Source organism: Citrobacter sp. Cf125, from assembly GCF_030333935.1.
Classification (GTDB): domain Bacteria; phylum Pseudomonadota; class Gammaproteobacteria; order Enterobacterales; family Enterobacteriaceae; genus Citrobacter; species Citrobacter freundii.
In genome coordinates, this window is the sequence record NZ_JAOWEY010000016.1 from 186,578 (window position 1) to 208,012 (window position 21,435).

Here is a 21,435-nt window from a genome sequence, read left to right on the forward strand (position 1 = left end):
TTTGAGCTGGCTCGCACAAGCGAGACCTTTTTTAACTTTTGTAATCAGCGCTTTCCGGTGCCAGATAACGTTCTTCAAAGATATTTGCCGGAACGGGTCGGGCAAACAGGAATCCTTGCGCCACTTCCACCCCGGCTTTTGATAACCATTCGCGTTGCGCTTCGGTTTCAACGCCTTCGGCGATCATCTGCAAGTTGAGGCTATGTGCCAGCTGAATGATGGCGGAGATCATGCTGCAATCTTCGGGCACGCCATCGACAAACATCTTATCGATTTTGAGTACATCCACCGGCAGCGACTTCATATGCTGTAGCTGTCGCAGACCCGCATACCCCATGCCAAAGTCGTCCAGGGCGATGCGCACGCCCGCGTTGCGCAGCGGTCGCAAAATGGCCACTGCGGCGTGAGGATCGTCAATATGCCGGCTTTCAGTCACTTCCAGAATCAATGTGCCTGGCTTAATGCGATAGCGCGTCAACAATTCCAGCAGATCAGACACCATACTTGGGTGCATCAACTGGAGAGCTGATAAATTCACCGAGAGCGGCAGCATGAGACCGCGTTCTTGCCAGGCTGACAGCTGGCGGCATGTTTCTTCCAACACCCAATAACCGACGGTCACCATCAGACCACAAGACTCAATTCTGTCGATTAACCCTTCAGGCAGCTCCCAGCTACCGTCCGGCTGCTGCATCCGCAATAATGCTTCTGCGCTCAATACCTTGCCGCTGGACATCTCTACCTGGGGCTGCATCCAGAGCGCAAATTGCTGGTTATCCATGGCGGTTAAAATATCGTTCTCTTGGGTTAAACGCTGCTGCGCCTCTTCCATCTGCAACGGATCAAAGAACTGAATTTGGTTTTTACCTTTATGACGCGACGTTAACACAGCTGACAGGGCGCGGCGGTAGAGCTGCTCTGCGGTTAAATCACCATAAAACATCGCCACCCCAATGTTGCAGGTAGGACGTAGTTGAATGCCCTGAATCGGTAACCGCTCATTAACGATAGTGAGTACTTGCTGACCTAGCGTAATAGCGTGCCAGGGTTCTTTTACACCATGGGCGATAATGGCAAAGTCATAGCCACTCACCTGGGTAAGCACCATCCTGGGAGCCAATACCGACTTCAGTTTTTCGACCAGCGTAAGTAACAGGATTTCTCGCTGGGTTTCGGTTAACACACCCGCGGTGTCACGTAGGGTTTCGCAGGTGACAATCATCAGCGCCGTCGTCTGTTGGCGGGTAACAACCTGCTCCAGTAGCCCCATTAAAAACGACTTATTGGGCAGTTCGGAAACCGGGAAACGCATTGCTAAGTCGCTTTGATCTTCGCTATGTCGCTGAATCAACTGCTGATTAAGATTGTAGCTACGCACCAGCATACCAATCTCATCATCCTGATGTAGACGCGGCAATGCCAGTTGATAACCAATCAGGTCCTGCTGTTGAATGTCGTTCAGCTCACGGGCTATTTTACGTAAGGGGTGCACAATCAAGCGGTTAATGCACCAGGAGATAGCGACGGTCAGTATTAGCGACAAAAGTAAGTAAATGGTCACTAACGTCGAGAGCGTACTCATCACGAATTTGTACATGCGGTACGAATCCGCCTGCAGCACCAGATACGCCAGCGGTTGTGGGTTAGCGGAACGTTCAAGAGAATAGATCGGCAGCGAAATTTGTACCGGAAGCTCAAACAGGCGGGTCACCGTAACCGGAACCGGACGTTCGGGTATAAAGCTCATCCGCAGCGCCTGAAACTGATTAGGCAGCACCACATCGGCGCGACTTACCACGCCTGCTGGCCGAATACTTCTTAAAATAGCTTCCGCTTCGGGAATATCCCCTTTCAGGATAGTGTTCGACAGAGGTTCACGAACAGAGCGAGCGATACTTTCCAGTTGCGTAGCCGTGTTATAGCGGTTTTGCTGGACCAGATGGAACAACAAAACGGTGCAAAAAATAAAAACGAACACCATAACAACGGCCGCAACCATTGCCATCTGCTTAATTGTTAACGAGCGACTGACACGCAAACTGACTCTCCACGGATAGACGAAACTGCCGTCAGAGTATACCCGATCGTAGCGGTATTAAGAGAGGCGGTATCTGAAAACTTCCCAGCGTGCATTATCGCGACAGGATAGGCACCTGGCGACGAGATTTATCTGCATTTAAGCCGAAAAAGGCCGCAAGGTTAGCCCCTGCGGCCTGGTTCGGGCGCATGTTGCCATTACGGCAGGCAGACGCCCGCAAAGTGCATTACTTCCTGTTACGCAGCCAGTTCACAATCAAGCTGGCAATAATGCCAGCGATAATTGGAGCCGCTAAATCGTGCCAGAAAGCCACGCCTAACTGTGCGAGCGTCATATAGCCGCCTGTGTTGCAATGGCAACTGTTCGCGGCTATTCTTGAGTTGTTGAGGTTCAAGTTAGCCCCCGTTTTGTTGCTAGGTTTATACCGAACAACGTGCGGGGGTTTTCTCTTTCCAGCAACATATGCCGCCGGGGATCAAGCCCCCGCAACATCGCGCCTCACCGGGTAAACCCGGCTTGCTGCTGATTCTACGGTAACACTTTCGTCTCATCACCCCGAGGTGATCCAGTCTGCGTAAAGCCTCGCAATTACGACTTAATAAATCCGCCAATCGCTGGAAAGTTTCTTGCCAACTGGCAACTTTCCTGACGGCCACCCGCACGATAAAACCACTAAAACATTGATATCTATTAGTTTATTTTCTGGCACAGCGATTGCTATATGACTGTGAGCTGTTCTGTTCCGAATCAAAGGAGATATCATGTCTGACTGTCGTACTTACGGATTCAACACCCAGATCGTTCACGCGGGGCAACAACCCGACCCTTCAACTGGCGCGCTCAGTACGCCTATTTTCCAGACTTCAACGTTTGTTTTTGACAGCGCCGAACAAGGTGCCGCCCGCTTTGCGCTCGAAGAGTCCGGGTACATTTACACCCGCTTGGGTAACCCTACCACTGATGCGCTGGAGAAAAAGCTGGCGGTACTGGAAAGAGGTGAAGCCGGGCTGGCTACCGCGTCCGGTATTTCTGCGATCACCACAACGCTGTTGACGCTTTGTCAGCAGGGTGACCATATCGTTTCCGCCAGCGCGATTTACGGTTGTACCCACGCGTTTTTGTCGCACAGCATGCCGAAGTTTGGGATTAACGTCAGCTTTGTCGACGCCGCGAAACCGGAAGAAATCCGCGCCGCCATGCGCCCGGAAACCAAAGTTGTGTATATCGAAACGCCCGCTAACCCGACGCTGTCGCTGGTCGACATTGAAACCGTAGCCGGCATCGCCCATCAGCAAGGCGCATTACTGGTGGTGGATAACACCTTTATGTCGCCGTACTGTCAGCAGCCTTTGCAACTGGGCGCAGATATTGTGGTGCACAGCGTCACCAAATATATCAACGGTCACGGGGATGTGATTGGCGGCATCATTGTTGGTAAGCAGGAGTTTATCGACCAGGCGCGGTTTGTTGGCCTGAAAGATATCACCGGCGGCTGCATGAGTCCTTTCAATGCGTGGTTGACGCTGCGCGGCGTTAAAACGCTGGGCATTCGTATGGAGCGTCACTGTGAAAATGCGCTGAAAATCGCCCGCTTCCTCGAAGGGCATCCGTCCATTACTCGGGTGTATTATCCAGGCCTGTCATCGCATCCGCAGTATGAGCTGGGCCAGCGACAAATGAGCCTGCCAGGTGGAATTATCAGCTTCGAAATCGCTGGCGGCCTCGAGGCTGGCAGACGGATGATCAATTCTGTAGAATTATGCCTCCTCGCGGTCAGTCTCGGTGATACCGAAACCCTCATTCAGCACCCAGCGTCTATGACACATTCGCCCGTTGCGCCAGAGGAACGGCTTAAAGCAGGTATTACCGACGGGCTTATCCGTCTTTCTGTGGGTCTTGAAGATCCAGAAGATATTATTAACGACCTTGAACACGCCATCAGAAAGGCAACATTCTGACCAATATGGCCTGAACCGACGCCGTTCGGTTCAGGTTGTTGAGAATCAAGGCACAACAGTCTGGCAATACGCGCAATCCTCTTTCGGGGAGAACGTGTATTTTGGGCAGGGGGTTCTATGCAGGACAACACATTACAATTAAGCAACAATACAGCAACCGCCGTACCATTCTCAAAAAAAATACCGTTTACGAAATACGATTTTGGCTGGGTATTACTGTGCATAGGCATGGCCATTGGTGCCGGAACGGTACTGATGCCGGTACAAATTGGCTTAACAGGCATTTGGGTATTTATTGTCGCCTTTATTATTGCTTATCCGGCAACTTATATTGTGCAGGATATTTATTTAAAAACATTATCAGAAAGTGAAACCTGTAATGACTACACGGACATTATAAGTCATTATCTGGGAAAAAACTGGGGCGTATTTCTTGGCGTCATCTATTTTCTGATGATTATTCACGGCATATTTATTTATTCCTTATCCGTGGTTTTTGACAGCGCTTCATATATCAAAACCTTCGGCTTGACCGAGACCGATCTTTCACAGTCGATAATCTACAAAGTGGCCATTTTTGCCGTGCTGGTCGCCATTGCTTCCGGGGGAGAAAAACTGCTGTTCAAAATCTCCGGCCCGATGGTAGTGGTCAAAGTGGGTATCATCATCGTATTTGGTTTTGCGATGGTTCCGCACTGGAACTTCGCTAATATCAGCGCCTTCCCTGAAGCCTCGGTGTTCTTTCGCGATGTGCTGCTGACTATCCCGTTCTGCTTCTTCTCCGCGGTGTTTATTCAGGTGTTGAACCCTATGAACATCGCCTACCGCAAACGGGTGGCGGACCGGGTACTGGCCACACGTATGGCTATACGCACGCATCGGATCAGTTACATTACGCTGATAGCGGTCATCCTGTTTTTCTCTTTTTCTTTTACCTTTTCCATTAGCCATGAAGAAGCCGTTTCGGCCTTCGAACAAAATATTTCCGCACTGGCGCTGGCGGCACAGGTCATTCCGGGACAGATTATTCATATCACCTCAACGGTATTAAATATCTTCGCCGTATTAACCGCGTTCTTTGGTATTTATTTGGGATTCCACGAGGCGATCAAAGGAATTATTCTTAACGTACTGAGCCGCGTTATTGACGTGGAAAAAATTAATCCTCTGGTGCTTACGCTGGGTATTTGTACCTTTATTGTTATCACCCTGGTGATTTGGGTATCGTTTCGCGTATCAGTACTGGTGTTCTTCCAGTTAGGCAGCCCGCTGTACGGGATTGTGTCGTGTATTATTCCGTTTTTCCTGATCTATAAAGTCACACAGCTGGAAAAACTACGCGGGCTGAAAACCTGGCTAATCCTGCTGTACGGGATCCTGCTGTGCCTGTCGCCATTACTGAAGCTGATTGAATAACCCGCGTAAACTGCGCCGTCAGCTCCTGGCGGCGCTTAGCTCACACTCTCCAGTTGATAGCTGCGAATTTTATTCAGTACCGTGGTATGTGACACCCCCAGCGCTTTGGCGATATGCCGCGACGACACATTCTCTTCCATCATCTGTTCAATAAGCTGGCGTTCCGCATACAAAACCTGCTCTTTAAAAGGACGTTCTGTCGGGCCTTGCTCAGCGGCGGGCAAATTCACCATCCCTAATTCTTCGGGCGTAATGACATCGGATTCCGCCATTAGCATCAGACGAATAATGGTATTTTCCAGTTCGCGCACGTTTCCCGGCCAGCTGTGATGGTGCAAGGCATCAAAACAAGCTTTATCCAGAATGATCCGCCGTTGGAATTCCTTCGCGTATTTCTGCACAAAGTGGCGAATCAACAGACTGATATCCTGCGGACGCTCCCGCAAAGGCGGAATAGTCAGGGAAAGTACATTGATGCGGTAATAGAGATCGGCGCGCAGCAGACGTTGTTCCACCATATCTTCCAGATTGGCGTTGGTTGCCACAATAATGCGAACATTAACCGGAATAATTTGCGCCCCGCCAACGCGACGGATCCCACCATCCTGCAGGACGCGCAATAATTTAGCCTGTAAGCCCAGCGACATTTCACCAAATTCATCGAGAAAAAGGGTGCCTTTATCGGCCATTTCAAACAGCCCTTTTTTGCCTTTACAATCCGCGCCGCTAAAAGCCCCTTTCTCATAGCCAAAGAATTCACTCTCCATAAGCGACTCAGGTAGCGCAGAGCAGTTGACCGGAATAAACGGATAAAAACGTCGCTGCCCGGAATTATGGATAGCCCGGGCCAGCAGCTCTTTGCCGGTACCCGTATCGCCACGGATCAGAACGGTATATTTGCTGTCAGCAATTTTTATCGCCTTTTCGATAAGCGCGTGCATGCTCTGGCTGCTGCAAATAATGTCAGAGAAATAACGCGGGCGTTCCGGCTCCGGCGTTGACAGCTCGCTTATCTCCTCACAGAGGTAGGCGACATTAATAATATCGGCGCGCTGGCTTAAACAGGATTGCACACAGGAAATATCCTGTAGCTGGCGGCACCAGGATTTAATCAGGATCCGTCCAGGTGTGACTTTCATGGAGATGATATTGATATCGCAGCAGGAAAATTCCTTCAGGACATCCTCAACCATCGACAGACGATCAATTGTTTTAATATCCCAGCGTATCGTGACCACATTTGCTCCTGATAGTTAGCAACTGCGAAATAGATATTTCTGTGACGAGAGGAAACCTGACTACATTTTAGACGCTGTGGAATAATGTTCTGCCAGAGGACTCACATTGTGGACGGAAAAACAAAATATAAAAAAACCGGAGCACAAGGCTCCGGTTATCGGGTCATAACCCACGTTTATTGCTGTGGGTTTTCGTCCTGGTCAACGGCGAAACAGGCCACCAGCTGACCGCCATAGTCTTTTAACTGTGGCTGAAGCTGAGTACACGGACCAAAGCGACGGCGGCAACGGGCGTTGAATGCGCAGCCTGGTGGCGGATTCAGCGGGCTTGGCAGCTCACCGGTCAGCTTGATACGCTCGCGGCGATCGTCCGGGTTCAGGCGCGGCGTTGCGGAGAGTAGCGCCTGAGTGTACGGATGCCGTGGATTATTGAAGATCTGATCCTTGGTTCCTTTTTCCACACAGCGGCCTAAATACATCACCATCACTTCATCGGCAATGTGCTCTACCACCGACAGGTCGTGCGAGATAAAAACATATGACAGCCCCAGTTCCTGTTGCAAGTCCATCATCAGGTTCAGCACTTGCGCACGTACGGAAACGTCCAGCGCCGAGACCGGTTCGTCGGCAATCACCACATCCGGGTCAAGCATCAGACCGCGGGCAATGGCGATACGCTGACGCTGGCCGCCGGAGAACATATGCGGATAGCGGTCGTAGTGCTCGGTTTTCAGCCCCACTTTCGCCATCATCGCCAGCGCTTTTTCACGACGCTCCTCTTTGCTTAGCGTGGAGTTGATCAGCAACGGCTCTTCCAGAATCTGCCCTACTTTTTTACGCGGGTTCAGGGAACCATAGGGGTTCTGGAACACTATCTGGATTTTCTGCCGACGCAGCTTCTGCGCCTGCGGGTCATGCTTGAGTAAATCCTGACCCTGGTAATACAGCTCACCGCCAGTCGGGATTTCAATCATCGTCAGCAGACGGCCAAGGGTGGATTTCCCACAGCCCGACTCACCTACCACCGCCAGCGTTTTACCGCGCTCCAGAGTAAAGGAAACGCCATCCAGCGCTTTCACCAGGCGTTCCGGGGCGAACATGCCCTTCTTCACCGGGTAGTGTTTTTTCAGGTCAATTGCCTGCAACAGCGGCTGTTGCGCGGCGGCCTTTTGCGTACTCATAGCCCAGGCCTCCCGGCATCATCAAGTGGGTAGTGGCATTTCGACTGACGACCGCCTTCCAGCAGGTTCAGTTCAGGTTCTTCAGCACGGCATTTGTCGGTCGCATAGGGGCAGCGTGGATTCAGCAAACAGCCGCTCGGGCGGTCATATTTACCGGGAACCACGCCCGGCAGTGAGGCCAGACGCGCTTTGTCCTGAGCAAACTCCGGCAGCGCGCGCAGCAGCGCCTGGGTGTAAGGATGACGCGGCGCGCGGAAGATATCCTGCGCGGCCCCGGTTTCCACTACCTGCCCAGCGTACATCACGATGATTTTGTGCGCCGCTTCAGCCACCAGCGCCAGATCGTGCGTAATTAAGACCAGCGCCATGTTCTCTTTTTGCTGCAATTCCAGCAGTAGCTCGATGATCTGCGCCTGAATGGTCACATCCAGCGCCGTTGTCGGTTCATCGGCAATCAGCAGCTTCGGACGACAGGCAATCGCCATCGCGATCATCACGCGCTGACTCATCCCACCGGACAACTGGTGCGGATAGACATCCAGACGCGAGGCCGGATCGGGGATCCCCACCAGCGTCAGCAGATCAATTGCCCGCTGAATACGCGTTTTTTTGTTGCCGCCCTGGTGCACCTTGATGGCTTCCATAATCTGGTAGCCGACGGTGTAGCAGGGGTTAAGGCTGGTCATCGGGTCCTGAAAGATCATTGCCACTTCCGCACCCACCAGTTGGCGACGCTCTTTCTCAGAGATGCGCTTCAGGTCGCGACCATTAAACTCCAGATTTTCGGCCATAACGCGGCCAGGGTAGTCAATCAGTCCCATAATCGCCAGCGAGCTGACGGACTTACCAGAACCAGACTCCCCAACAATGCCAACCACCTCACCCTGATTCACACTGTAGCTAATGCGGTCTACGGCGCGGAATTCGGAACCTACGTCGCCGAAATGCACCGATAATTTATCTACATTTAATAACGCCATCTCGAACCTCTTACTGCTTCAGTTTGGGATCGAGCGCGTCACGCAGACCGTCACCCATCAGGTTAAATGCCAGCACCGTCAACAGGATCGCCAGCCCCGGGAAGGTCACAACCCACCAGGCGCTTTGGGCAAACTGCAGAACGTCAGAGAGCATGGTGCCCCATTCCGGCGTAGGCGGCTGTGCGCCCATCCCCAGGAAGCCGAGGGCAGCCATATCGAGAATGGCGTTAGAGAAGCCAAGCGACGCCTGAACAATCAGCGGCGCAAGACAGTTAGGCAGAATATTGACGAACATCTGGCGCATCGCGCCGGCTCCCGCCACGCGGGATGCGGTGACGTAGTCGCGGTTAACTTCCACCAGCACAGCGGCGCGCGTCAGACGCACATAGTGCGGCAATGCCACAAACGTCAGCGCCAGCGCAGCGTTGCCTATCGAGGGGCCAAATACCGCCACCAGCACCAGCGCCAGTAACAGGCTCGGCAATGCCAGCATGATATCGACCACACGCATGATGACGTTATCGACAATTCCACCAAAGTAGCCAGCGATCAGCCCAAGAACCACGCCCATCAGCAAGGAGAGTACAACCACCAGACAGCCAACCAACAGCGACAGACGCGCACCGTACATCAGGCGGGACAGCACGTCGCGGCCCACATCATCAGTACCAAACAGATGCGCCATGGAACCGCCTTCCTGCCACGCAGGAGGAGCTAGTAGCGTATCGCGGAACTGGTCTGCCGGGTTGTAGGGTGCAAGGACGTTGGCAAAGACCGCAATCAGGATCATTACCACCACATACACCAGCCCAACAACCGCGCCTTTGTTGCGTTTAAAATAGTGCCAGAACTCCTGCAGCGGCGTCATCGGCACCGGTGCAGCAATAACTTTGTTTTCAGTAACCTGTGACATGATGGCCCCTTACTTCTTATGCCGAATACGCGGGTTCACCACGCCATACAGCAGGTCTACCAGCAAGTTGACGAGGATAATCATCGTCGCGACCAGCAGTACCCCGCCCTGCACTACCGGATAATCACGGCGTTGCAGCGCATCGATCAGCCAGCGTCCCAGCCCCGGCCACGAGAAGATAGTCTCGGTCAGGATTGCCCCAGCCAGCAACGTACCAACCTGCAGGCCGATAACGGTTACAACGGGCAGCATCGCGTTACGCAGAGCGTGAATGATGATGACGCGCATACGGGTCAAACCTTTAGCGCGCGCGGTACGAATGTAATCCTCACCCAGCACTTCCAGCATCGATGAACGGGTCATACGCACAATGACCGCCAGAGGTATAGTGCCCAGCACCATTGCCGGTAGGACCATATGCGCCAACGCATCGATAAAGTTGCCCTCTTCACCCCAGATGGCGGTGTCGATCAGCATAAAACCGGTCAGCGGATTGGAATCATCAAGGAACACCATGTCGCTCACCCGCCCAGAAACTGGCGTCAGGTTCCACTGCACGGAAACCAGCATGATCAGCATCATGCCCCACCAGAAAATCGGCATGGAGTAACCGGTCAGCGCCAGGCCAACGGCGGTATGATCGAAAATGGAGCCGCGCTTAACGGCAGCAAGTACACCCACCGGGATACCCACTGAGACGGCGAAAATCATCGCGCAGACGCCGAGTTCCAGCGTGGCTTTGAATCGAGGTACAAACTCTTCCCACACCGGTAAGCGGCTTTTCAGTGAGATACCTAAATCGCCATGCATAACCCCCCAGATATAGTGGAGGTACTGCTGCCACATCGGCTTATCCAGACCGAGTTCAGCCAGCAGTTGAGCATGACGCTCAGGGGAGATCCCACGTTCACCTGCCATGATCATAACCGGATCGCCGGGGATCATATGGACGAAGGCAAAGGTGAGAAGAGTGATACCGATAAACGTGGGGATGACGAGTCCCAAACGTCGGAGAATGAACTGCAACATAACCCGGATTCTCTCTAATGACGCACGGCCTGGAACCGTGAGTCTGCATTGCTCACAAATCTTATCCCACGCAAACTGCATCGTGGGTAAAGCATTACGCCGGATGGCGCTGCGCTTATCCGGCCTACACAATACCGGGGCGCAGCGCTTCCTTGATTGCTTTTAATTATTCGACAGAGACGTTTTCGAAGTGGTGTTTGCCTAATGGATCAACCACATAGCCTTTTACTTCTTTACGCACTGGTTCATACACGGTGGAGTGAGCAACAATCAGAGCCGGGGCCTGATCGTGCATAACAACCTGAGCTTGCTTGTACAGTTCAATACGTTTGTTGTGATCGTCGGTCGCACGCGCCGGTTGGATCAGGTCTTCAAACGGCTTGTAGCACCAGCGAGAGTAGTTGGAGCCGTCTTTCGCTGCCGCACAACTGAACAGGGTGGCGAAGAAGTTGTCCGGATCCCCGTTGTCACCGGTCCAACCCATCATCACTGCCTGATGTTCACCCGCTTTGGCACGTTTCAGATACTCGCCCCACTCGTAGGTCACAATCTTGGCCTGAACGCCAATTTTCGCCCAGTCAGCCTGAACCATTTCCGCCATACGACGTGCGTTCGGGTTATATGGACGCTGTACCGGCATAGCCCACAGCTCAACGGTAAAGCCTTTGTCCTGACCGGCTTCCTTCAACAGCGCTTTGGCTTTCTCAGGATCGTAGGTGTAGTCTTTAACGTCGTCGTTATAGCCCCACATGGTCGGTGGGATCAGGTTTTTCGCGGCAACGCCAGCACCCTGATAAACCGCTTTGATGATCGCTTCTTTGTTCACCGCGTAGGTCAGCGCCTGACGGACTTTCACATCATCAAACGGTTTCTTCTCGGTGTTGAAAGAGAGGTAGCCAACGTTCAGACCGGCCTGCTCCATCAGGTTGATATTTTTATCCTGCTTCATGCGCGCGATGTCAGCCGGGTTCGGGTACGGCATCACCTGGCACTCGTTCTTCTGCAGTTTGGCGTAACGCACAGAAGCGTCAGGCGTAATGGAGAAGACCAGACGGTCGATCTGCGGCTTAGTGCCCCAGTAACCTTCGAATGCTTTATACAGAATACGAGAATCTTTCTGGTACTGCTGCAGCTGGAACGGACCGGTACCGATTGGGTTCAGATCCACTTTCTCCGGGGAACCGGCTTTCAGCATGTTGTCCGCATATTCTTTGGAAAGAATAGAAGCGAAGTCCATCGCCAGGTCAGCCAGGAACGGTGCTTCCGGGCGAGTCAGTACGAACTGAACGGTTTTATCATCCACTTTTTTCACTTCGGAGATCAGGTCTGGCAGACCCATCCCTTCGAAGTATTCATAGCTGCCGCCAGAAACTTTATGGTACGGGTTCTGGGCATTTTTCTGACGATCGAAAGAGAACACCACGTCATCGGCGTTTAAATCGCGCGTCGGTTTGAAATCTTTGTTGTCCTGCCACTTCACGCCCTGACGCAGGTGGAAGGTATAGGTTTTACCGTCTTCGCTGATTTCCCACTTCTCAGCAAGTCCCGGGATCACTTCAGTTGTGCCGGTTTTGAACTCGACCAGGCGGTTATAGATCGGCACGGAGCTGGCATCATAGGTGGTACCAGAGGTGAAAAGCTGCGGGTTAAAGCCTTCAGGAGATCCTTCTGAACAATAAACCAGAGTTTTAGCCTGTACGCTTGCTGCGACGGTCATAGCCACCAGGCTCAGACCAAGCTTCAGCATCCCTGACTTCTTCAAGGAAATACTCATTCTTCTGCTCCAAATGTGATGTTTGTTGTTTTACCCTTTGCAATGGGTTTGCACCGCCTGGCCTTTTTTGTTTTTTACCCGGCCGGGTCAGCGTTAAGAGGATGGGGATTCCGTTCACATAAGCGACTGAGTTGCAGTGCGGATTCTCCATGAAATGCCCCTCATACCCTACAATCTGTCAACAGAATGTGAAAACGTCAATACAGGTAACCGCGATTTACACCAACGGTGAGAATTGGCAAACAAAGATTAAAAAAAGTGCAAGCGGGTATTTTCAGCAGGGAAATTTGTGCTACGCGCACTATGCCAGAATAAACATCTTCATACTTCGCAACATTTGGAGATTAACATTTATGCAATTTATTCAAATTTTCCCAATGAATGCTGCATATCTGAGCGATTAATGCCATGAACGTTAAAACGCACAGCGGAAAATGCCAGCGCCAGCCATAAGTAGCGCAAAAAAAGTTTCAAGCAAACATAAAAAAAGGCAATGGAATATGTCACAGAATCGTTAACTGTCAGTGGGAAGTGATGCACAATTTTTGCAGATAAAAGGAAGGTCAAAGGTGGGGTTGGAATAACGCCATACACGCCGGGATGAAACTGAGTCTGTAGGCCGCATAAGGCGCTTGCGCCGCCATCCGGCAATGTCTCCAATATTGCCTGATGGCGCTTCGCTTATCAGGCCTACAAAACAAAAAACCCTGCTCGTTGAGCAGGGTTTTAAATTTGGTCGGTGATAGAGGATTACTCGCCACTACGTGGCTCGCCCCGCGGGCCGTTGCTGACGCAACGTTCTCTCGCTACGCTCGAGTCGAACCTCTTACCCCCCGGAGGTTCTCATCCTCCTGGGCTATAAAGCAAAAAACCCTGCTCGTTGAGCAGGGTTTTAAATTTGGTCGGTGATAGAGGATTACTCGCCACTACGTGGCTCGCCCTGCGGGCCGTTGCTGACGCAACGTTCTCTCGCTACGCTCGAGTCGAACCTCTTACCCCCGGAGGTTCTCATCCTCCTGGGCTATAAAGCAAAAAACCCTGCTCGTTGAGCAGGGTTTTAAAATTGGTCGGTGATAGAGGATTCGAACCTCCGACCCCTTCGTCCCGAACGAAGTGCGCTACCAGGCTGCGCCAATCACCGAATGCGGGGCGCATCTTACTGCTCAGCCGCGCGCCCGTCAATCCCTTAGTATCAAAATGCCATTTGATCGGCGAGAAAGTCAGCAGCTCTGTTACTGGGCTGTAACCTTCTTCGCGTCCGGGATACGACACCAGTTGTTATTCTCGTTAATCCCCCCATTTGGCGAGGTATAACCAAGGCAACCCAGAACGGTATCGTACAGTTCCACATGACGACGCGGCACCTTCATCTCAGCTTCTTGCTTCAGGTGCGCAAATGCCTTCGCATGGTCAGGGTCTTCCAGATATTTGTCTGACATCCACACCATCATAGGAACGCGGAACTGCTCTGGCGGCGCCATTTTACGCGGCGTCCCGTGCAGGTGCTCACGCTCGTTAATCGACTCACCATGATCGGCGGCGTAGAACACTATCGCTTTCATATCGCGCAGCTGGTCAAACACTTGCGTAATAAAGTGATCCACATAGGTTACCGAGTTATCGAATGAGTTGATCATCTCAGCTTTTGAGCAGCCGCTATCAACATTGACACACTCCGGCTTCCACTGTGCATATTCGCGGGTGTAGCGCTGGGTGTAGTTAAAATGCGAGCCCTTGGTGTGCAGAATAATCAGACGCTTTTCGCCATCATCAGTCTTCTGTAAAGATTGCTGCATCTCATTAATCAGCAGCATATCGTCAACGTTTTTGCCACGGTTACGCGGCTCTGCGCCAATCTGTTCACGATAGGCAATGTTTTCCGCCATGGTATTGCTGTAGAACCACATCTCGCTTTGCATCGCGTACAGATCGGTTTTAAATCCTAACTGGCCGAGCACAGAAAAGACGTTTTGTTCTTTCAGCGTACGCTGTGGGTTTTCTTCCGCCCCACCTTCACGAACGAACATGCAGCGTAGCGAAAGCTTGGTCGCGGTATCACAGGAATATCCACGGAAAGCCGCCAGGTTTTTCTCCTGAGCCAGCCTTGGCGTGGTGTTTCGCTCATAGCCAAAAATCCCCATATGATCCCAGCGCGTGGTTTCACCGATAATAAACACGACATAGGTGTCGTCGAGATTGTTGGGGGCAACGTAGGTGAACTTCTTCGCCGGGTTCATCAGCGATTTGTTGTCTGAAGATTCATCCACCTGCGCCCAGGCGTATAAACCCAGCGCAGAGAGCCAGTTTGACGGCAAATAGGAGTTCGCAACGACTCCGCCGTAGCTGGGTAAATCGATCCCTGTTTCACGCTCAACGCTTTTTTGTTGCATGCTGAGCAGACGAATGGGCGCCCACACCATCAGGCCAGCCAATAAAACCGCCGCTACGCTACGCCATCTCATGCCAGGCGTACGAATCTGTTTCATCAGGGTATAACGACAGCGGTTACTCCAAATCAACACCAATGGGATAATACTGACTGAAACCAGCCAAACGATAAAATGCCAGCCGACGACTTCTTTTGATAAATCAATATCGGTGGTCATGACCGAGGCAATAATACCGTAGCCAATGACCACGTTCAGGAAGGTCATGTAATAGCTGGCGCCGGCAGAACAGAGCACCACAAACGTTGCCAGTACACGCCAGGCGCGTCGGCCAAATAAAGAGAGAACACGGAGTAAAAAGAAGGTCACCAGCACAGTGCCAGCTAATTCAACAACCGCAGAGAGTCCTTTCCAGACGGTAAACTCGTGCGCATATCCGCTAAAGCGACGGAAAAACACAGCGCAATTCATAAAAAGACCGATATAGATCGCCAGCAAGAAACTCAGCTTCTGCTGCGTCATCGATTTGATATATCTCATGCAAACAAACCCTGGAGGAAGGGATAAAAACACCCTGCGCAAAAGCCTGTCAGGCCATACAGGGGAAAAGTGCGACAAGTGCAGATAATAAGAAAATTCTACAGCGCAGGTAAGTAGACCACAGGAGGGAAGAAAAGTGCTTATAGAGAATGCAAACGGCGCATATATTTTTGTAAATATATGCGCCGGGCATTAATCAGACCACTAATAGATTCAGGCGTGTGCCTCGGTATAGACGCTACGCTGCGGCTGACGAATAGTGGTAGAAAGCGCCAGCGAGATAATTAACAGCGCAAAGATAACGCAGAAGGTCACATAGAATCCGCCGAACAGCGAGGCGATAATGGAACCACAAATGCTGCCGATACCGAAACCTAAGTAAATGACACCGTAGTTTTTAGCCAGGTTGTTCAAACCGAAGAACTCACTCACCAGTGACGGGAACACGGTGATGGTGCCGCCAAAGTTAAATGCCACACAGGCAATCGCCGTAAAGAAGGTCACATCATTCAACGGCGCGAACAGCAGTGCGGCCATACCCACCAGCGAAACGACCTGACCAATGGTGATAACGCGAATACGAGAGATTTTGTCGGACAGAATCCCCAGAACCAGACGACCGGACAGGTTAGCGATAGAAATCACGGTCACCGCGTTTGCCGCCGTTGCCACATCCATATGTGCCAGACTTTGTGCGATATCTTTCGCCACGCCAATTACGTACAGCCCGCTCATACATGCCGTCAGGAACATGACCGCCAGCATCCAGTACTGCGGTTTACGCATGGACTGCGCCAGGGTGTAGTCATTCTCAACCACGCCATTTTTCGTTTTCACTTCCTGATTCGGCGCGTCTTTCATCAGCGTGGAGCCAAAGACGATCATTACCAGCACAATCGCGCCCCAGATCATGAAGGTTTTTTCCAGACCCACGGTGCTCAACAGTTGGCTATCGATGAATTTAAAACCGAGGCTGCCAAGACCGTAAGAACCGATAGCGAAGGCGGAAATCAGCCCTTTACGCTCCGGGAACCATTTTACACAGTTGGAAAGTGTTAACAGGTAGCCTGCGCCATCCGCCAGACCAACCAACACACCAGCGCTCAGCCACAGCATAATCAGGCTGTCAGAGTGGGCGGTTAAGAAGAAGCCCACACCGAGTAAAATACCGGAGGCCATGGTGACGCGTTTCACGCCAAAACGTTCCTGCAGTTTCCCGGCGACGGAAGAAGAAATTGCCAGCCCGAGGCTCAGCAGGCCAAAGGAAAAGGCAACCTGACTCACCGGCGCATCAAGCTTAGAAGAAAGCGCACCGTTAAACAGGCTCCAGGTATAAACAGAACCTAAAGCAAATTGGGTAATGATGGTGCCGATCAGTGTCAGCCAGCGGGTACGCTGATAATCAGAAGTTTTCATGGCAGTCTTCCTGCATAAACAAAAGGGGAAATTCTCTGCCAACAACCATACCGAAGCGTTTTTATGAGCAGGGGAAAACGGCATGAAATGCCGCCAGGACGGAATGAAATGCCTGGAATGCGGAATGAATGACGAGACAAAAAGTCGGGTTACTGAATTTTATCGCATGAGTTAGTACACGCTATCGCTGGAGTGCGTGTGATTGTTGATCTCAACATGTAATCAAGATGTTTATGTGATGATTGTTTACGTTAAAATTTGGCGCTCACTCCCATGGTGTACATATAGTCGCTGTTGTTGGTGCTATTTTCCGCCTGCGACAGCGCCGCGTAAGCCGCCATGTGCGGGTTCAACAGCATATCCGCACCGACGGTAACATCTACCCAGTTACCGTCCTGACCCGCCGCCGTCATGCGACTGAGACCCGACTGCGCCTTCCAGATATTTTCGCCAAACTGCTGGTTATAGCTGATTTGCGCCCACGGTCGCACATCACCGAACTGCGAATTGACTCGCCAGCCCAACGAGCTCACGCTGGCATGCCACAGCGGATCGTTCTGCGTTACCGACGTCGCGCTATCGCCAAATTCGTTGTAAGTGGATGTGGTGGAACCGTCATAATGCAGCGCGGCAACCGGACCGGTTGTCACCTGTCTTGAAAGCGGGAAGTTCCAGCCCATACTCATGCCGCTGGTGGCATCCATTGGTGTCTCATCCGCCAGATTCACCACGGGCCCCGCCACGTTCTGAGTGGAACGAATACGTTCTTCCAGAATGTCGTTATAACGTGGTTGGTGATCGCTGTCCCATGTATAACGTTCAGCCGTATGCCCTGACAGCGCATCAACGATATATTCTTGTTGCCAGCCATATGCTGTATTGATGGACAGCGCACAAACTATGACGCTCGCCAGAGTTAACCTTTGGCGACCACTACTGTTTCTTATAAGCATCAACGCGACTCCAGAAAAGAGCCGAATTCGGCGATATTATTGTCATTGTGTGAAGTATTTGGGCCAGCAGGCCTTGTATTAAATATTGTCTTTTTAGCTGGCGCGTCAAGGCGGGCCGAATGAAATTTTTACGCCAGTAAAAACAGCGAGGAAGAATATGCAGCGTTGCGGATGGGTCAGTCAGGATCCACTTTACATTGCCTACCACGACAAGGAATGGGGCGTCCCCGAAACCGATGGCAAAAAGCTGTTCGAAATGATCTGCCTCGAAGGCCAGCAGGCCGGGTTATCGTGGATTACCGTACTCAAGAAACGGGAAAATTATCGCCACGCTTTCCACCATTTTGACCCGGAAAAAGTGGCGGCCATGACCGAAGAGGATGTGGAAAGGCTGGTACTGGATGCCGGCATAATTCGTCATCGCGGAAAAATTCAGGCCATTATCGGCAACGCTCGTGCCTTTCTGACGATGGCACAAAACGGAGAGTCGTTTAGCGAGTTCGTCTGGTCATTTGTTGATAACCAACCACAAGTGACCTGCGCCGCCAACCTGAGCGATATTCCCACCTCCACGCCTGCGTCAGACGCGCTGTCTAAAGCGTTAAAAAAACGCGGTTTTAAGTTTGTCGGCACCACCATTTGTTACTCCTTTATGCAGGCATGCGGCCTGGTCAACGATCATGTCACCAGCTGCATCTGTTATCCGGGAGAACAACATGATTCGTGAATCAAAGGCTGAAGATATACCAGCGATTCTGACGCTGTGGATGGAAAGCACAATCCATGCCCATCCGTTTATCGAAGAGCGCTACTGGCGCGAAAGTGAATCAGTGGTGCGGGATGTTTATCTGCCAGCCGCGCAAACCTGGGTGTGGGAAGAAGAAGGCGAGCTCAAAGGTTTTGTCAGCGTCATTGATGACCGCTTCCTCGGCGCGCTGTTTGTCGCGCCTGCCGCCATCAGAAGCGGGATCGGCAAAGCGCTGGTGCAGCATGTGCAGCAGCGCTTTTCGTTACTCAGCCTGGAGGTCTACCAGAAGAATCAATCAGCGGTGAACTTCTACCATGCGCTGGGTTTTCGCATTGAAGACGGCGCATGGCAGGAAGAGACTCACCATCCCACGTGGATTATGGGCTGGCAGGCGGATCAAACGCCGTAAGCGTCAACGTGGGTCCGCTGTATTTTTCGAGCCACGCCAGCGCGGTGTTGCCCGCGCAGCCATTCCCCAGCTTCGAGCTGGGGAGATCTTTGGTCAGCACGTTGACGGCGCCATTTTTACAAATACCGTTCGCTGCGAGATCCAAATCAGGCCAGGCGCCTTCATGAATACAGATAACGCCGGGTTTAATACCCGCCGTCACCACCGCGCCCGCCAGAACTTGACCACGCTGGTTCCACACCCTGACCGTATCGCCATCCGCAATGCCGCGTGCGTGGGCATCCTGCGGATGAATCGTTACCGGCTCACGATCCGCTACCGCGTACTGCTCACGTAGCGCACTGTAGTTAAGCTGACTATGCAAACGGTGCGCCGGATGGGCGGAAAGCAGCTGTAGCTGGTCCGGTTCGGCGTTACCGAACCACTCATCCGGCTCCAGCCACATCGGGTGCCCCGCACAGTCCGCGTAGCCGTAACCAGCAATCCTCGCGGAGTAGATTTCAATTTTTCCGCTGTCCGTTTTCAGCGGATGAGCCTGCGGGTCGCGGCGAAAATCCGCAAAACGGATAAACTGCGCGCTGGCGGCATTTTCCGGCATTTCGATCAGGGCGTTGCGCTGCCAAAACTCGGCGAAAGGCGGCAATGTCACCTGCTGACTGGCCCCTCGTTGCCCGGCAATATTGTAAAACGTCTCCAGCCATTCCAGCTCGCTTTTGCCTTCGGTGAATCGCTCGTAACCGCCCTCTTCCCAGCGTTCACTCAGCTCGGCAAAAACATCATAATCATTTCGCGCTTCGTCCTGCGGCGGCACAACCTGTTTCATCGGCACCAGGTGCTGGTTGCTGTAGTCGCCGGTCATGGTCAAATCATTGCGCTCAAAGGAGGTGGTCGCTGGCAGTACGATATCGGCATGCTTCGCTGCGGCGGTCCAGAAACACTCCGAGATAACCACCAGCTCCGGTTTTTGCCAGGCGCGAATTAAACGGTTAGTGTCCTGATGATGGGTGAAGTTAGCGCCACCAGCCCACCACAACATGCGGATGTCCGGGAAATGGCGGTCCATGCCGTTGTGCTGGTAAAAACCACCGGGATTTTCCAGCGCTTCAACAATTCGCGCCACCGGGATTTTATCTACCGCGTCGGTACCACCTTTAACGCTGCCCTGCATTGAAGCCAGCACCGCAGCCCGGCGCGTTGGGTTGCCACCGTTGGCAAAATGGTACGACAGCCCAAAACCGCCGCCTGGCGTCCCGATTTGCCCGAGCATGGCGGCCAGGGTGACGATCATCCAGTGTTTCTGCTCACCATACTGTTGGCGCTGCATCCCCCATCCGGCCATCAGCATGGTGGTATTTTGGTGAAATATCGCCGCAAGTTCGCGTATTTTTGTTGCGGGTATACCGCAAATCTCCGCAGCCCACTCTGCCGTTTTCACAACATCATCAGATTTACCCAACAGATAGTTTGCAAAACGGTCATAGCCGGTGGTACACCGGGCGAGAAAATCCTCGTCATGCCAGCCGTTTTCCACCAGCGTATGCGCGATGCCCAGCATCAGCGCCACGTCGGTCCCCATATGCGGGGCAATCCATTCCATCTTTTCGCCAAAGAATTCGACGCTTTCCGATCGCATCGGATCGATACAGATCAACCGTTTACCGCTGTCGCGCAAAGCCTCAAAGTAAGCAAGCCCCTGCTCATCGGACGCGTTCCAGGCAATCTTCAGTGTATTCAGCGGATTAGCGCTCCATAACACCACCACCTCGCTGTTCTCAAGCACCACTGGCCAGCTGGTTTGCTGCTGGTAAACTTCGTTACCGCCCACCACGTACGGCATGATCGCCTGCGCAGCCCCCGTCGAATAATCTCCCAGATGCCCGGTATAACCGCCTGCCAGCGCCATATAGCGTTGTAGCAGGGTTGCCGCTTTGTGTAACACGCCGTTAGAGCGCCAGCCGTAGGAACCGGCAAAAATCGAGGCCGGGCCGTAGCTGTCACGGATGCGTTTATGCTGCGTATGGATAAGATTCAGCGCGTCGTCCCAACTGACGCGAACAAATTCATCCTGCCCACGCACGCCCTGGGGATTCTCCGGCGAGGCGAGAAAGCCTTTACGCACCATTGGAAAACGTACCCGCGTTTTACTGTGAACCTGGTCGCGCACCACGGTTTGCAAAGAGTTGGGATGGGAAGTGGGCAGCGCGCCACGCGAGGAGAAAACCGTCTCACCATCGGTGTCGACGAGAATTGGTCCCCAGTGGGCGGCGGTTAACACCGAGTAATGTGCGGGTGAATTAGCCAAGATGGCGCTCCTGAATGCGATGTGACGGCTTATTTATTATGCCGTTCAATGTTACTTACAAATTTCAGAGTCTTCCCTGGAATTTTCTTCATGTTCACACGTCATAATCAACCGCCACGGTCGCTGTGGCAAAGAAGAAAAAGTCATTAAGGA

18 protein-coding genes, 1 tRNA gene and 2 other RNA genes are annotated in these 21,435 nt (G+C 52.4%); 4 read left to right on the plus strand and 17 right to left on the minus strand.

The genetic code is table 11. The annotated features are described in order from the left end of the window. Window positions 1–31: 31 nt before the first annotated feature. Both hmsP and OGV89_RS02035 read right to left on the minus strand, forming a co-directional pair. Window positions 32–2,038, minus strand: a complete 2,007-nt coding sequence (hmsP, locus tag OGV89_RS02030) for a biofilm formation regulator HmsP (protein ID WP_003023299.1) — start codon at window positions 2,036–2,038, stop codon at window positions 32–34. A 226-nt stretch (window positions 2,039–2,264) separates the two neighbouring features. Further along, window positions 2,265–2,372 carry a type I toxin-antitoxin system toxin Ldr family protein gene (locus tag OGV89_RS02035; protein WP_003023297.1) on the minus strand — a complete coding sequence of 36 codons (108 nt, stop codon included), beginning with the start codon at window positions 2,370–2,372 and terminating at the stop codon, window positions 2,265–2,267. A gap of 427 nt (window positions 2,373–2,799) precedes the next feature. On the opposite strand from OGV89_RS02035, the gene megL reads away from it, so the two are divergent. Beyond that, window positions 2,800–3,996 carry a methionine gamma-lyase gene (gene megL / locus OGV89_RS02040; protein ID WP_003023295.1) on the plus strand — a complete coding sequence of 399 codons (1,197 nt, stop codon included), beginning with the start codon at window positions 2,800–2,802 and terminating at the stop codon, window positions 3,994–3,996. Between the two features lie 117 nt (window positions 3,997–4,113). Further along, window positions 4,114–5,412 (plus strand): aromatic amino acid transport family protein, encoded by a 1,299-nt coding sequence (locus tag OGV89_RS02045; protein WP_003837738.1) that lies wholly within the window; start codon window positions 4,114–4,116, stop codon window positions 5,410–5,412. A 35-nt stretch (window positions 5,413–5,447) separates the two neighbouring features. Here the strand turns inward: OGV89_RS02045 and OGV89_RS02050 are convergent, their stop codons facing one another. From OGV89_RS02050 to OGV89_RS02115, 14 genes are all read right to left on the minus strand, one after another. Continuing rightward, window positions 5,448–6,650 carry a sigma-54 interaction domain-containing protein gene (locus tag OGV89_RS02050; protein ID WP_003024321.1) on the minus strand — a complete coding sequence of 401 codons (1,203 nt, stop codon included), beginning with the start codon at window positions 6,648–6,650 and terminating at the stop codon, window positions 5,448–5,450. Window positions 6,651–6,826: 176 nt separating this feature from the next. Next, window positions 6,827–7,831, minus strand: coding sequence for a dipeptide ABC transporter ATP-binding subunit DppF (gene dppF / locus OGV89_RS02055; RefSeq protein ID WP_003024319.1), 1,005 nt, complete (start codon window positions 7,829–7,831; stop codon window positions 6,827–6,829). After that, the gene (gene dppD, locus OGV89_RS02060; RefSeq protein WP_003024317.1) at window positions 7,828–8,811 is read right to left on the minus strand and encodes a dipeptide ABC transporter ATP-binding protein; all 984 of its coding nucleotides are present in this window, start codon (window positions 8,809–8,811) and stop codon (window positions 7,828–7,830) included. The genes dppF and dppD overlap by 4 nt, the downstream gene beginning before the upstream one ends. A gap of 10 nt (window positions 8,812–8,821) precedes the next feature. Beyond that, window positions 8,822–9,724, minus strand: a complete 903-nt coding sequence (gene dppC, locus OGV89_RS02065; RefSeq protein ID WP_003837734.1) for a dipeptide ABC transporter permease DppC — start codon at window positions 9,722–9,724, stop codon at window positions 8,822–8,824. Between the two features lie 9 nt (window positions 9,725–9,733). After that, window positions 9,734–10,753 (minus strand): dipeptide ABC transporter permease DppB, encoded by a 1,020-nt coding sequence (gene dppB / locus OGV89_RS02070; RefSeq protein ID WP_003024312.1) that lies wholly within the window; start codon window positions 10,751–10,753, stop codon window positions 9,734–9,736. A gap of 166 nt (window positions 10,754–10,919) precedes the next feature. Beyond that, on the minus strand, window positions 10,920–12,527 hold the full coding sequence (dppA, locus tag OGV89_RS02075; protein WP_003837731.1) for a dipeptide ABC transporter periplasmic-binding protein DppA: 1,608 nt from the start codon (window positions 12,525–12,527) through the stop codon (window positions 10,920–10,922). Next, window positions 12,442–12,678, minus strand: coding sequence for a hypothetical protein (locus OGV89_RS02080; protein WP_127674029.1), 237 nt, complete (start codon window positions 12,676–12,678; stop codon window positions 12,442–12,444). The genes dppA and OGV89_RS02080 overlap by 86 nt, the downstream gene beginning before the upstream one ends. 209 nt (window positions 12,679–12,887) lie before the next feature. Then, window positions 12,888–13,187 carry a hypothetical protein gene (locus OGV89_RS02085; protein ID WP_141110492.1) on the minus strand — a complete coding sequence of 100 codons (300 nt, stop codon included), beginning with the start codon at window positions 13,185–13,187 and terminating at the stop codon, window positions 12,888–12,890. A 73-nt stretch (window positions 13,188–13,260) separates the two neighbouring features. After that, a non-coding RNA gene (locus tag OGV89_RS02090) (RtT sRNA) lies at window positions 13,261–13,395 on the minus strand. Window positions 13,396–13,426: 31 nt separating this feature from the next. Then, a non-coding RNA gene (locus OGV89_RS02095) (RtT sRNA) lies at window positions 13,427–13,560 on the minus strand. Window positions 13,561–13,591: 31 nt separating this feature from the next. Next, a tRNA-Pro gene (locus tag OGV89_RS02100) sits at window positions 13,592–13,668 on the minus strand. 91 nt (window positions 13,669–13,759) lie between these two features. Beyond that, the gene (eptB, locus tag OGV89_RS02105) at window positions 13,760–15,454 is read right to left on the minus strand and encodes a kdo(2)-lipid A phosphoethanolamine 7''-transferase (RefSeq protein WP_286558074.1); all 1,695 of its coding nucleotides are present in this window, start codon (window positions 15,452–15,454) and stop codon (window positions 13,760–13,762) included. A gap of 213 nt (window positions 15,455–15,667) precedes the next feature. Beyond that, window positions 15,668–16,870 (minus strand): L-lactate MFS transporter, encoded by a 1,203-nt coding sequence (locus OGV89_RS02110; RefSeq protein WP_003024301.1) that lies wholly within the window; start codon window positions 16,868–16,870, stop codon window positions 15,668–15,670. A 251-nt stretch (window positions 16,871–17,121) separates the two neighbouring features. After that, window positions 17,122–17,823 (minus strand): autotransporter outer membrane beta-barrel domain-containing protein, encoded by a 702-nt coding sequence (locus OGV89_RS02115; protein ID WP_003846109.1) that lies wholly within the window; start codon window positions 17,821–17,823, stop codon window positions 17,122–17,124. Between the two features lie 157 nt (window positions 17,824–17,980). On the opposite strand from OGV89_RS02115, the gene tag reads away from it, so the two are divergent. Both tag and OGV89_RS02125 read left to right on the plus strand, forming a co-directional pair. Then, window positions 17,981–18,550: a DNA-3-methyladenine glycosylase I gene (gene tag / locus OGV89_RS02120; protein ID WP_048232985.1), complete on the plus strand. Its 570-nt coding sequence runs from the start codon at window positions 17,981–17,983 to the stop codon at window positions 18,548–18,550. Next, window positions 18,540–18,980, plus strand: coding sequence for an N-acetyltransferase (locus OGV89_RS02125; protein WP_003846105.1), 441 nt, complete (start codon window positions 18,540–18,542; stop codon window positions 18,978–18,980). The genes tag and OGV89_RS02125 overlap by 11 nt, the downstream gene beginning before the upstream one ends. Here OGV89_RS02125 and OGV89_RS02130 read toward each other — a convergent pair. After that, on the minus strand, window positions 18,949–21,282 hold the full coding sequence (locus tag OGV89_RS02130) for a molybdopterin guanine dinucleotide-containing S/N-oxide reductase (RefSeq protein ID WP_003837720.1): 2,334 nt from the start codon (window positions 21,280–21,282) through the stop codon (window positions 18,949–18,951). The genes OGV89_RS02125 and OGV89_RS02130 overlap by 32 nt on opposite strands. Window positions 21,283–21,435 lie beyond the last annotated feature (153 nt).

What these genes read in the sequence shown, in the direction of transcription:
- OGV89_RS02035 (WP_003023297.1), bottom strand. Translation starts at nt 2,372, where the DNA reads ATGACGCTCGCACAGTTAGGCGTGGCTTTCTGGCACGATTTAGCGGCT.
- megL (WP_003023295.1), top strand. Translation starts at nt 2,800, where the DNA reads ATGTCTGACTGTCGTACTTACGGATTCAACACCCAGATCGTTCACGCG.
- OGV89_RS02045 (WP_003837738.1), top strand. Translation starts at nt 4,114, where the DNA reads ATGCAGGACAACACATTACAATTAAGCAACAATACAGCAACCGCCGTA.
- dppF (WP_003024319.1), bottom strand. Translation starts at nt 7,831, where the DNA reads ATGAGTACGCAAAAGGCCGCCGCGCAACAGCCGCTGTTGCAGGCAATT.
- dppD (WP_003024317.1), bottom strand. Translation starts at nt 8,811, where the DNA reads ATGGCGTTATTAAATGTAGATAAATTATCGGTGCATTTCGGCGACGTA.
- dppC (WP_003837734.1), bottom strand. Translation starts at nt 9,724, where the DNA reads ATGTCACAGGTTACTGAAAACAAAGTTATTGCTGCACCGGTGCCGATG.
- dppB (WP_003024312.1), bottom strand. Translation starts at nt 10,753, where the DNA reads ATGTTGCAGTTCATTCTCCGACGTTTGGGACTCGTCATCCCCACGTTT.
- dppA (WP_003837731.1), bottom strand. Translation starts at nt 12,527, where the DNA reads ATGAGTATTTCCTTGAAGAAGTCAGGGATGCTGAAGCTTGGTCTGAGC.
- OGV89_RS02080 (WP_127674029.1), bottom strand. Translation starts at nt 12,678, where the DNA reads ATGGAGAATCCGCACTGCAACTCAGTCGCTTATGTGAACGGAATCCCC.
- eptB (WP_286558074.1), bottom strand. Translation starts at nt 15,454, where the DNA reads ATGAGATATATCAAATCGATGACGCAGCAGAAGCTGAGTTTCTTGCTG.
- OGV89_RS02110 (WP_003024301.1), bottom strand. Translation starts at nt 16,870, where the DNA reads ATGAAAACTTCTGATTATCAGCGTACCCGCTGGCTGACACTGATCGGC.
- OGV89_RS02115 (WP_003846109.1), bottom strand. Translation starts at nt 17,823, where the DNA reads ATGCTTATAAGAAACAGTAGTGGTCGCCAAAGGTTAACTCTGGCGAGC.
- tag (WP_048232985.1), top strand. Translation starts at nt 17,981, where the DNA reads ATGCAGCGTTGCGGATGGGTCAGTCAGGATCCACTTTACATTGCCTAC.
- OGV89_RS02125 (WP_003846105.1), top strand. Translation starts at nt 18,540, where the DNA reads ATGATTCGTGAATCAAAGGCTGAAGATATACCAGCGATTCTGACGCTG.